Origin of the sequence: Campylobacter sp. US55 (assembly GCF_004378955.1) — a bacterium.
GTDB classification, from domain to species: Bacteria; Campylobacterota; Campylobacteria; order Campylobacterales; family Campylobacteraceae; genus Campylobacter_D; species Campylobacter_D jejuni.
In genome coordinates, this window is the sequence record NZ_RYYF01000007.1 from 1 (window position 1) to 10695 (window position 10695).

Annotated in this window: 11 protein-coding genes; all 11 read left to right on the top strand. The window is 28.3% G+C overall.

Features of this window, described 5'->3' with window-relative positions; genetic code table 11:
* Nucleotides 1–121: 121 nt before the first annotated feature.
* The 11 genes from ELQ07_RS05665 to ELQ07_RS05715 are packed head-to-tail and all read left to right on the top strand — an operon-like array spanning nucleotide 122 to nucleotide 10668.
* Nucleotides 122–667 (top strand): dTDP-4-dehydrorhamnose 3,5-epimerase family protein, encoded by a 546-nt coding sequence (locus ELQ07_RS05665; protein ID WP_134224858.1) that lies wholly within the window; start codon nucleotides 122–124, stop codon nucleotides 665–667.
* Nucleotides 667–1728, top strand: a complete 1062-nt coding sequence (locus tag ELQ07_RS05670) for a GDP-L-fucose synthase (protein ID WP_134224859.1) — start codon at nucleotides 667–669, stop codon at nucleotides 1726–1728. The genes ELQ07_RS05665 and ELQ07_RS05670 overlap by 1 nt, the downstream gene beginning before the upstream one ends.
* An 8-nt stretch (nucleotides 1729–1736) precedes the next feature.
* Complete coding sequence (locus ELQ07_RS05675; protein ID WP_134224860.1) at nucleotides 1737–2768, top strand: GDP-mannose 4,6-dehydratase; 1032 nt, start codon at nucleotides 1737–1739, stop codon at nucleotides 2766–2768.
* Entirely contained in the window at nucleotides 2765–3784 is a 1020-nt protein-coding gene (gene hddA / locus ELQ07_RS05680) for a D-glycero-D-manno-heptose 7-phosphate kinase (RefSeq protein WP_088303652.1), read from the top strand. The genes ELQ07_RS05675 and hddA overlap by 4 nt, the downstream gene beginning before the upstream one ends.
* Complete coding sequence (gene gmhA2, locus ELQ07_RS05685; protein WP_022552405.1) at nucleotides 3772–4377, top strand: D-sedoheptulose 7-phosphate isomerase; 606 nt, start codon at nucleotides 3772–3774, stop codon at nucleotides 4375–4377. The genes hddA and gmhA2 overlap by 13 nt, the downstream gene beginning before the upstream one ends.
* The gene (locus tag ELQ07_RS05690; protein WP_088303651.1) at nucleotides 4365–5039 is read left to right on the top strand and encodes a nucleotidyltransferase family protein; all 675 of its coding nucleotides are present in this window, start codon (nucleotides 4365–4367) and stop codon (nucleotides 5037–5039) included. The genes gmhA2 and ELQ07_RS05690 overlap by 13 nt, the downstream gene beginning before the upstream one ends.
* An 11-nt stretch (nucleotides 5040–5050) precedes the next feature.
* On the top strand, nucleotides 5051–6865 hold the full coding sequence (locus ELQ07_RS05695) for a DUF2972 domain-containing protein (RefSeq protein ID WP_134224861.1): 1815 nt from the start codon (nucleotides 5051–5053) through the stop codon (nucleotides 6863–6865).
* A complete protein-coding gene (locus ELQ07_RS05700) occupies nucleotides 6855–7388 on the top strand; it encodes an adenylyl-sulfate kinase (RefSeq protein WP_096702839.1) in 534 nt (177 codons plus the stop codon). The genes ELQ07_RS05695 and ELQ07_RS05700 overlap by 11 nt, the downstream gene beginning before the upstream one ends.
* Nucleotides 7389–8435, top strand: a complete 1047-nt coding sequence (locus ELQ07_RS05705; RefSeq protein ID WP_134224862.1) for a sulfate adenylyltransferase — start codon at nucleotides 7389–7391, stop codon at nucleotides 8433–8435.
* Between the two features lie 10 nt (nucleotides 8436–8445).
* Nucleotides 8446–9405, top strand: a complete 960-nt coding sequence (locus tag ELQ07_RS05710) for a pyruvate kinase (RefSeq protein ID WP_134224863.1) — start codon at nucleotides 8446–8448, stop codon at nucleotides 9403–9405.
* 9 nt (nucleotides 9406–9414) lie between these two features.
* Nucleotides 9415–10668 (top strand): cation:proton antiporter, encoded by a 1254-nt coding sequence (locus ELQ07_RS05715; protein ID WP_134224864.1) that lies wholly within the window; start codon nucleotides 9415–9417, stop codon nucleotides 10666–10668.
* Nucleotides 10669–10695: the final 27 nt, after the last annotated feature.

A 10695-nucleotide genomic window follows, 5' to 3' on the forward strand; every position in this document is an offset into this window, starting at 1 on the left:
GTGAGAATACAAAACTATTTATCTTACAAAATTGGAAAAATATTTGTTAAAAATCCTTTTTTGTTTGCAATTAGATTTATTAATATTTATAAAGAATGGAAAAGTATTAGAAGGTTAAATAATGGCAATAAAATTTAATATAAAAGAATCTAAAATTTTGAACGGAGTATATATAATAACTCCGAATAAATTTAGTGATTTAAGGGGTGATATATGGACAGCATTTACAGATGAATATTTGAGTAATTTAGTGCCAAATGGAATTAAGTTTAAGCATGATAAATTTATAAATTCTCATTTTAATGTTTTACGTGGAATTCATGGTGATGTAAAAACTTATAAGCTTGTAACTTGTGTCTATGGAGAAGTGCATCAAGTAGTGGTAGATTGTAGGAAAGATTCGCCAACTTATCTAAAATGGGAAAAATTTATTATAAGCCCTAGAAATCAACAACTTATTTTATTACCACCAAATATGGGAAATTCTCATTATGTAAGTTCAAAAGAAGCCGTGTATTACTATAAGCTTGCTTATGAGGGCGAATATTTAGATGCTCCTGATCAATTTACTTATGCTTGGAATGATGAAAGAATCGCTATAGATTGGCCAACAAATTCTCCTATTCTTTCAGAGCGTGATATTCTTGCAATGAATAAGGATAAATAATGAATAAAGATTCTAAAATTTATATAGCAGGACATAGAGGTTTAACAGGTTCGGCAATTGTTAAAAAATTACAAAATAAAGGTTATAGTAATTTAATTTTTAGAACTCATTCACAGCTTGATTTGACAAATCAAAAAGCTGTGACTGATTTTTTTGTAAAAGAAAAGCCAGAATATGTTTTTTTATCCGCAGCAAAAGTTGGTGGAATTGGAGCAAATAATACCTATAGAGCGGATTTTATTTACCAAAATTTAATGATACAAAACAATGTTATTCATCAATCTTATTTAAATGGAGTTAAAAAGTTATTATTTTTAGGGACTGCTTGTATTTATCCTAGAGAATGTCCACAACCCATAAAAGAAGAATATCTTTTAACAAGTAAATTAGAATACACAAATGAACCTTATGCCATAGCTAAAATAGCAGGTCTTAAAATGTGCGAAAGTTATAATTTACAGTATAAGACTAATTTTATTTCAGTTATGCCTTGTAGTTTATATGGAGCAAATGATAATTTTAATTTAGAAACATCGCATGTTTTACCAGCCTTTATAAGAAAAATGCACTTAGCTAAAGTATTGCAAGAAGAAGGCGTTGCTAAAGTGCAATATTTATTAAATTTCAATGATGAAAATGAAGTTAAAAATTACTTAAATAGATTTGGTGTTACAGAAAATTCAGTTGAAATTTGGGGTAGTGGGAAGGCTATGAGAGAATTTTTACATGCTGATGATATGGCTGATGCTTGTGTGTATGTCATGGAAAAAGTAAATTTCAATGATTTATATGAAAATAATGAAGTTGAAATTAGAAATACACATATAAATATAGGTTCAGGTAAAGATATAAGTATTAAAGATTTAGCAGAACTTGTGAAACGCATTGTCGAATATCGTGGTAATTTAGTTTTTAATATCAATAAACCAGATGGAACAATGAAAAAATTAGGAAGTTGTAAGAGGATTAATTCTCTAGGCTGGAAGGCAAAAATTAAGCTTGAAGATGGCATTAAGATGATGTACAAATGGTATTTAAAAGAGCAAAATATAAGACAATAGGAAAAATTATGAAAAAAACAGCGTTAATTACAGGATTTACAGGGCAAGTTGGCTCGCAAATGGCAGATTTCTTGCTAGAAAACACAGACTATGATGTTATAGGTATGATGCGTTGGCAAGAACCTATGGACAATATCTATCATTTAAGCGATAGGATTAACAAAAAAGATAGAATCAGTATTTTTTATGCAGATTTAAATGATTACTCTAGTCTTCAAAAACTTTTTGAGAGTCAAAGACCGGATGTGATCTTTCATTTGGCCGCGCAGTCTTACCCAAAAACTTCTTTTGATATACCTATAGAAACATTACAAACAAATATCATAGGCACAGCAAATATTTTGGAAAACATTAGAATTTTAAAGGCAAAAGATGGATATGACCCTGTAGTGCATGTTTGCTCTTCAAGTGAAGTTTATGGTAAGGCAAAAGCAGGTATTAAGCTTAATGAAGAAACTGCTTTTCATGGAGCAAGTCCTTATAGTATAAGTAAAATCGGCACTGATTATTTAGGAAGATTTTATGGTGAAGCTTATGGAATTCGCACCTTTGTTACAAGAATGGGAACACATAGTGGCCCAAGAAGAAGTGATGTGTTTTTTGAAAGCACGGTGGCAAAGCAAATTGCACTCATTGAAGCGGGTTATCAAGAGCCTGTTATCAAGGTTGGAAATCTTTCAAGTGTAAGAACTTTTCAAGATTGTCGCGATGCTATAAGGGCTTATTATCTACTTTCTCTTGAAAGTGAAAAAGATAATATTCCTTGCGGGGAAGCTTTTAATATAGCAGGAGAAGAGGCTTTTAAGCTCCCTGAAGTTATAGATATACTTTTATCTTTTTCTACAAGAAAAGATATTAAAGTAGAACAAGATGAAGAAAGATTACGCCCAATTGATGCGGATTATCAAATGTTTGATAATACAAAAATCAAAAGTTTTATTGACTGGAAGCCAGAAATTCCAGCTAGACAAATGTTTGAGGATCTATTAAATCATTGGAGAGATGAGATAAAAAAAGGAAGGATTCCTTTAAATAGATGAAAACCATACGCACACAAACTCCTCTTCGTCTCGGTCTAGCAGGTGGGGGAACTGATATAAATTTATATTGTGATAAATACACAGGTTATGTTTTAAATGTGACTATATCTTTATACATACATTGTACTTTGATCGAAAGAGAAGATGGAAAAATCATTTTTGATTCTCCTGATACAAATTCTTACTGTGAGTACGAAAGCAAAGAGCGTTTAGAAAATGATGGAAAATTAGATATTTTTAAAAGTATTTATAATCGCATTGTAAAAGATTTTACAAAAAAACCTTTGAGTTTTTCTTTGCATACATACTCAGATGTACCAAGTGGTAGTGGCTTGGGTGGAAGCTCGACTTTGGTTGTAGGGGTTATAAAAGCTTTTGCAGAATGGCTTAATTTACCTTTAGGGGAATATGAAATCGCTAAGCTTGCTTATGAGATAGAAAGAGAAGATTTAGGCATAGTAGGCGGAGCACAAGATCAATACGCCGCAACTTTTGGTGGCTTTAATTTTATGGAATTTTATGATAATAAAAGAGTAATTGTTAATCCTTTGCGTATCAAAAACTGGATAGCTAGTGAGCTTGAAGCTAGAACTGTGCTTTATTTTACAAATATCACAAGAGAAGCAAAAGATATAGAAGAGCATAAAAAAGGAAAACTTGGAGATGAAAAATCCCTTGAGGCCATGCATGCCATAAAGCAAGATGCTATAAAGATGAAAGAAGCTTTATTTAAGGCTGATTTTGATACTTTGGCGCAAATTTTAGGTAAGTCTTGGCAGTCAAAAAAAATCATTTCAGAAATCGTTAGCAACGATGAGCTTGAAAGAATTTATAAACTTGCTATAGATAATGGAGCTTACAGTGGTAAAACCAGTGGAGCAGGAGCTGGTGGATTTATGTTTTTCTTTGTGGATCCTACTAAAAAATACAATTTAATTAAAGCTTTAAACAAAGAACAAGGCTGGGTGCAAGATTTTTCATTTACAAAAGAGGGGGTTAAATCATGGAGAATTTAAATTCCTATATAAAAGGACATTTTACAGATTCTATTTTAGTAAAAGAGCAAATTTTAAAAGATGAGAATTTGATAACTCTTATTAAAAATGCTTCATTAGAAGTCATAAAAGCTTACAAAAATGGCAATAAAACCTTGCTTGCAGGAAACGGTGGTAGTGCAGCAGATGCACAGCACATCGCAGGGGAATTTGTAAGTAGATTTTATTTTGATAGACCAGGGATCGCAAGTATTGCACTTACTACAGATACAAGTATTTTAACAGCTATTGGCAATGATTATGGTTATGAAAATTTGTTTGCTAGACAAGTGCAAGCTCAAGGTGTTAAGGGAGATGTTTTTATAGGAATTTCTACAAGCGGAAATAGTAAAAATATCCTAAAGGCTCTAGAACTTTGTAAGCAAAAAGAAATCATAAGTATAGGCTTAAGCGGAGCTAATGGTGGGGCTATGAATGAACTTTGTGATTATTGTATAAAAGTACCTTCAACTTGCACACCAAGAATTCAAGAAGCACATATTTTGATAGGGCATATTATTTGTGCTATTGTCGAAGAAGAGCTTTTCGGTAAAGGTTTTTCTTGCAAGCAATAATACTTTGTGGCGGCTTAGGAACAAGGCTTAAAAGCGTTATAAAAGACATTCCAAAGCCTATGGCACCGATAAATAATAAACCTTTTTTAGAATTTATTTTTGAGTATCTTAAAAGGCAAGGTATAAAAGAAGTAATTTTAGCGGTATCATACAAATATGAAGTGATAAAAGAGTATTTTAAAGATGAGTTTTTAGGCATAAAAATAAAATATAGTATAGAAAAAGAGCCTTTAGGAACAGGTGGAGCTATAAAAGAAGCTTTAAAATTTATAAAAAATGAAGCTTGTGTTTTAAATGGCGATACTTTTTTTGACATAGATTTAAACAAATTAAAGTTAAATGGAGGTAAAATTTACCTTGCTTTAAAGCAAATGAATGATTTTGATAGATATGGTACAGTAAATGTTGATAAGCAGGGATTTGTGATTTCCTTTGAGGAAAAAATATTTAAAACACAGGGTTTAATCAATGGTGGAATTTATCTTTTAACTAAAGATATTTTTAATGAATTTGATTTAGAGAAAAAATTTTCTTTTGAAGAATTTTTGCAAGAAAATTATAAAAAACTAAAGGCTAGAGCTTGTATTTTTGATGATTATTTTATAGATATTGGCGTGCCTGAGGATTATTATAATTTTATAACCAACCAAAGCCATTTTTAAAGGAAAACCCTATGTATAACCCAAACTCAGCTATAGAAAGAGTAAAAAATCATTTAGCTTATAAATTAGGTCAAGCTATGATTGACTTTACAAACAATGGGGGGGGGTATATAGCATTATTTAAAAAACTTTATCAAATAAAAAGACAACACAAAAAAGAACAAAAAATTTATCAACAAACCATACAAGTTTTTCCTCAACTCAAATATCCAAGTTTAGAAGCATGTAGTGATTATGAACAAGCTTTAAGATATAAATTTCATTTGTCCTATATGCTAGGTGAAGTTTTAATCAAAGCTGATGTGAATAAGTTTAAAGATGGGTATTTTTTTCTTTTTAAAAATATAGAACAAACCAAAAAAGATTATAAAATAATAAAAGAAATTTTAGATCTTTCTAAAAAGTTTGAAGAAAATATTTATATTATACTTGCTGAAAATAAAAATTTATTCATGTGTAATTTGGATAATTTGAAAATTATTTTAGACTTGCATAAAAATTATATACCAGCATTAAAAGTTATTTTTCAAAATTTTAATTATACGCTAAATCATTTGGAAATGATACAAGAATGGTTATTGTCAAGTGATTTTAAGCAAAGATTTCAAGATGTAAATCATCCTTATCCTTCTTTACTTGACCCTAAAAAACTTAATGATCAAGCAGAAAAAATAAATTATCATAATATTTCAGGCGAATTAGCTTGGAAAATGAATTTACCATTGCCTGAAAATTATAAATTAATATGGTTATGGGCTGCATGCAGTGGAACAATGGCTATTTATACATTTTTTAATTATTCAGATATTTCAACTATTAATGCAAATGGTTGGGAAGATGAAAAAAAAGTTTATATCGATAATTATACGTATATATTAAGCAAAAAAACACATGTAGCAATAGCTCCAAGAGTGTTTGAAAATAATGATAAAATTTATTATTTATTTACTAGCAATGTTCCTTTATTATATATATGTAGAGATCCAATATCAATTATCAGGCATGCAATAAATCATATAGGTGACCAAAATAGCAAAATAAAACCAATGATGAAACAGATAACTTTAAATTCAAATTTTAAAGAGCTTTTTCCAGAAATACTTTACTGGTATTCTAATTCAAGTAAACCTGAATTGAGTAGCTTGATAAAAGTTTTAGATAATTATGAACTTTACTTTAAATCATATCAAAGAATTAAAATTTTAAAAAAAGATGTATTGTGTTTTGAACTTAATGAAATCTCTGGTTTAAATGCTCGAAAAACATTTGATTTTATAGCTGATAAATTTTTTAATGTAAAATGCGATTATTCTTTTTTTTCTAAAAGAATTAATCGCCATCAAGGTGATTTGGTTGTGCTTCCAGTTGTATATTCTATTGTTATAGGTGAAATTTGTATTAATATAGTAATTACTACAAAAAATCTTATGTATTTCAATTCTTTAGAGCCTAAGATGACAAATGAAGACTATATTGACATTACTTCTGAAATTTTTAAAGAAAGAAAGTTAATGTTTGATAATATTATTTTGTTAATAAAACAAAAAGAATATAATATTTTAAAGAATAATCAAAAATGTTTTATAGATAGCAAAAAATATTTAAATGGTTATATGGATGCGTTTGAAGAGAATGAGATAAAGATTAAAAACAATCTTATTACAGAAGAAGAAATTTTGCAATATTTGCAAATGAGAAAAGATTTGCGATTAAAATTAAAAGATATTTTAGATGAAGAATTAAATTTTATAAAAATAAATTATCCAAAGTATTTAAAACAATGGAAATATTATCAAAAATTTGAGCAGATGTGTAATGAAACATAATTTAACTATTTGGCTTACAGGTTTGGCAGGAAGTGGTAAAAGTTATATAGCGCAAGCATTGTATAGAAAATTAAAAGAGAAATATGACAATGTTATCTATCTTGATGGAGATGAGTTAAGAGAGCTTTTGGGATATTTTTCCTATGATAAAAAAGGTCGTATGGATGTATCCTTTAAACGATCCGATTTTGCTCGTTTTTTAAGCAATCAGGGAATGATAGTTATTGTAAGTGCGATTTCTATGTGGAATGAAATTTATGAGTATAACCGCAAATATTTAAAAAATTATTTTGAAATTTATATAAAATGTGAATTTGAAGAGTTGAAAAGACGCGATAAAAAGAATTTATATACCCAAGCTTTAAAGGGTGAAATTTCAAATGTCGTGGGTGTAGACATTCCGTATGATGAACCAAAAGCTGATTTAGTTATTGATAATACCCAAATGACAGCGCTTGATGATAAGGTTTGCCTTATTTTAACAGCACTTTCTCAAAATTTAGATAATTCAAAGTGCGAATAAATGTTACAAGTTACTTATGAAAATTTCCTAGATTTAAAATATTTTGCTAGCAGTGTGTTCTATCCTTTAGAAGGTTTTATGAATTATGAAGAATATAAAAAAGTAATTTATGAAATGCAACTTTTAAATGGTGAAATATGGACCTTGCCTATTACTTTAGAAGTGGATGATTTTAAAGATATTTATGTAGGACAAAAGCAAGATTTATATTATCAAGACAAATTTATAGGAAATATTCAAATCGAAGATAAATTTTGTGTTCAAGATCAGGATCTTTATGAAATTTTTCAAACCAAAGATGAAAAACATCCTGGTATTATTAAAGAAAAAAAACGCTCTTCTTTGCGTGTTGGCGGCAAGATAGAACTAAAAGAAGAATTTTATAAAGATTCTTTATATAAAAATATCTTAAAAGATGTTTTTAATGCTAATATTAAGACTATAGTGGGTTTTCAAACAAGAAATCCTATCCACAGAGCTCATGAACATTTACAAAGAATTGCACTTGAAATTTGTGATGCTTTGTTTATTAATCCTCTAACAGGCTGGAAAAAACAAGGGGATTTTACCGAAGCAGCAGTAATGAATGCTTATAAAACTATGTTTGATGAGTTTTATCCTAAAGATAGAGTTTATATTCAAGGTTTACAAACTGCTATGCGTTATGCAGGTCCTAAAGAAGCTATTTTTCACGCTCTACTTAGAAGAAATATGGGTTGTACTCATTTTATCATTGGCAGAGATCATGCAGGAGTGGGGGGTTATTACGGAATTTACGAGGCACAAAAGTTGGCTAAAGATCTATCAGCACGTTATGATTTAGGTATAGATTTTTTACTTTTAAAAGAACCTTATTATTGTTCTAAATGCCAAAAGATTGTGAGTGAAAAAAATTGTGCACATTATAAAGAATATAGAATCGCAATTAGCGGTACACAAATCAGAAAGGATTTAAGCGAAGGTAAAATTCCTAGTGAACTTATGATGCGTTCAGAAATTTCTGCTAGTATACTTGCTTTAGGTAGAGAAAATATTTTTATTGATTAAAGGATTGACAATGAAAAAACTTATTTTAACAATAGGTCCTAGTTTAGGTGGAAAGATAAATCTTAATCAAATTCATCAAGATAAATTTATTTATAGAATCAATGGAGCTCATGGAGATATAGAGAGTATTAAAAATACTATTATTAATTTAAGAAAACAAAAAGCTGATATTGATATTTTGATTGATTTACCAGGAAATAAAATTAGAACTTCAGGGATTAGCGAGGCTATTCAAGTAGAAAAAGATAAAGATTTTTCTTTAAGAATTGATCAGTTTAACTATAAAGATTTTTATAAGCTTGTTAAACCAGGCATGGAAGTTTATGCAAATGACAGTGTATTTTTATTTATCGTAAAAGAAGTTAATAATAAAGAAATTATATTTACATCTAAAAGTACTGGTTTGCTTTTAAATAATAAGGGTATGCATGTAAGAAACTTACATAATAATATTCCTTTTTTGTTTGAAAAAGACAAGGAACTTATAAAGCTTTGCAATGAGTTTAATATAACCTATGTAGGAGCTTCTTTTGTAAGAAAAGCAAATGATATACAAGAAATAAAACAAGTGCTTCATTCAAATACTAAGATTATTTCTAAAATTGAAACTTTGGAAGCAGTAAATAATTTATACAGTATTTTGCAGGAAGTAGAATATATTTTGATCGATAGAGGAGATTTATCTACAGAAATCGGCATAGAAAAAATTCCACGTTTTCAAAATTATATTGTAGAAATGGCACATCATAATGCAATTAAAGTATTTTTAGCTACGCAAATTTTAAAAAATATGGAAGAAAAGCCTATTCCTACTATTGCAGAAATTGATGATTTATATAATATCGCAAAAAGTGGAGTTTTTGGTGTGCAACTTTCTGAAGAAACAGCTGTAGGACACTATGTAGAAGAATGTGTTAAGATTTTAAATTTAATACAAGATGAAATCAATAATGAAAAAATCATTCTTTAGGAAGGTAATATGAAATTTGAATCTTTAAGTCCTGAGAATATTAGTATTATATTTTTATCTTTAGGAGTTTTATTATTTTCTTCTTTTGTTTTTGGAAAATTATTTACTTTATTTAAAGCCCCAAAAGTAATTGGTGAAATTTTTGGTGGTTTTGTTTTGGGGGTAAGTGGTTTGTATATTTTTGCTCCTGATTTACTTACAGATATCTTTAATGGATTTAATGAGCAAGGCAAGATATTAAATATTTTTTATCAATTAGGTTTGATATTTTTAATGTTTATTGCAGGGTTTAATACACAAATTAGTTTTGAAAAACAAAACATTAAGATTATTTCTACTTTATTTTTAGGTGGTACTTTTTTATCTGCTGGTGTGGGATATTTTTTTATTGATTATTTTAAAGAGAGTTTTATTGGAATAAAGGGGAATGATTTATCTTTTGATTTGGTTTTTTTGATAGCCATTGCTGTAACTTCCATACCTGTAATATCAAAAATATTTTTTGATATAGGAGTGATTAAAACAAGATTTGCAAGCATAGTTTTAACCACCTCAACAATACAAGATTTGTTTTTATGGATTTTACTAAATATTACTATTAATGCTGCAACAAATCAAGATTTAACTTTAATGAGCAATCTTAAAACTGCTTTTCTTACTTTATTTTTATTTATAGCTGTGAAGGTAATTTCTCATTTCTTTGAAAAAATTTCTTTTCGCATGAATACAATTGATTTTTTTACTTTAAGCTTTGTTGTGTTATTTTTATCTATAGCTTTTTTAAATATGATTCATATCAATCCTATGTATACTTCATTTCTTGTAGGTTTTTTAATAAAAAATATTTTAAATAATCATCAAGAATTAAGAGAAAAAGTTGGTGGTCTTTCAGATATGGTTTTTTCATTTTTTATTCCTATTTATTTTGCTTTAATCGGTATTCAATTAAATATTATGCATGAATTTTCTTTTAGTATGTTTATATTCTTCCTAGTTCTTGCGTGTTTATTGAAATTTTTAGGTTGTTATGTAGGATTAAATTTTGTTAAAATTTCTAATATTTCAAGAATTAATTTTGCAATTACTATGAATGCTAGAGGTGGTCCAGGAATAGTTTTAGCGAGTGTTGCCTATTATTATCAGATTATTAATGTAAGTTTTTTTACAACACTTATTTTAACTGTTTTAATTTCTTCGATGATGGCGGGTTATTGGTTGAGATATCAAAAAAATAAAAATATAAATATTTTTTCTGAATTTTGATAAAAATTATAGAATTGAATTTTTGAT

Excerpts from the sequence above, each read along its gene's own strand:
- ELQ07_RS05665 (WP_134224858.1), top strand. The coding sequence starts at position 122 with ATGGCAATAAAATTTAATATAAAAGAATCTAAAATTTTGAACGGAGTA.
- ELQ07_RS05670 (WP_134224859.1), top strand. The coding sequence starts at position 667 with ATGAATAAAGATTCTAAAATTTATATAGCAGGACATAGAGGTTTAACA.
- ELQ07_RS05675 (WP_134224860.1), top strand. The coding sequence starts at position 1,737 with ATGAAAAAAACAGCGTTAATTACAGGATTTACAGGGCAAGTTGGCTCG.
- hddA (WP_088303652.1), top strand. The coding sequence starts at position 2,765 with ATGAAAACCATACGCACACAAACTCCTCTTCGTCTCGGTCTAGCAGGT.
- gmhA2 (WP_022552405.1), top strand. The coding sequence starts at position 3,772 with ATGGAGAATTTAAATTCCTATATAAAAGGACATTTTACAGATTCTATT.
- ELQ07_RS05695 (WP_134224861.1), top strand. The coding sequence starts at position 5,051 with ATGTATAACCCAAACTCAGCTATAGAAAGAGTAAAAAATCATTTAGCT.
- ELQ07_RS05700 (WP_096702839.1), top strand. The coding sequence starts at position 6,855 with ATGAAACATAATTTAACTATTTGGCTTACAGGTTTGGCAGGAAGTGGT.
- ELQ07_RS05705 (WP_134224862.1), top strand. The coding sequence starts at position 7,389 with ATGTTACAAGTTACTTATGAAAATTTCCTAGATTTAAAATATTTTGCT.
- ELQ07_RS05710 (WP_134224863.1), top strand. The coding sequence starts at position 8,446 with ATGAAAAAACTTATTTTAACAATAGGTCCTAGTTTAGGTGGAAAGATA.
- ELQ07_RS05715 (WP_134224864.1), top strand. The coding sequence starts at position 9,415 with ATGAAATTTGAATCTTTAAGTCCTGAGAATATTAGTATTATATTTTTA.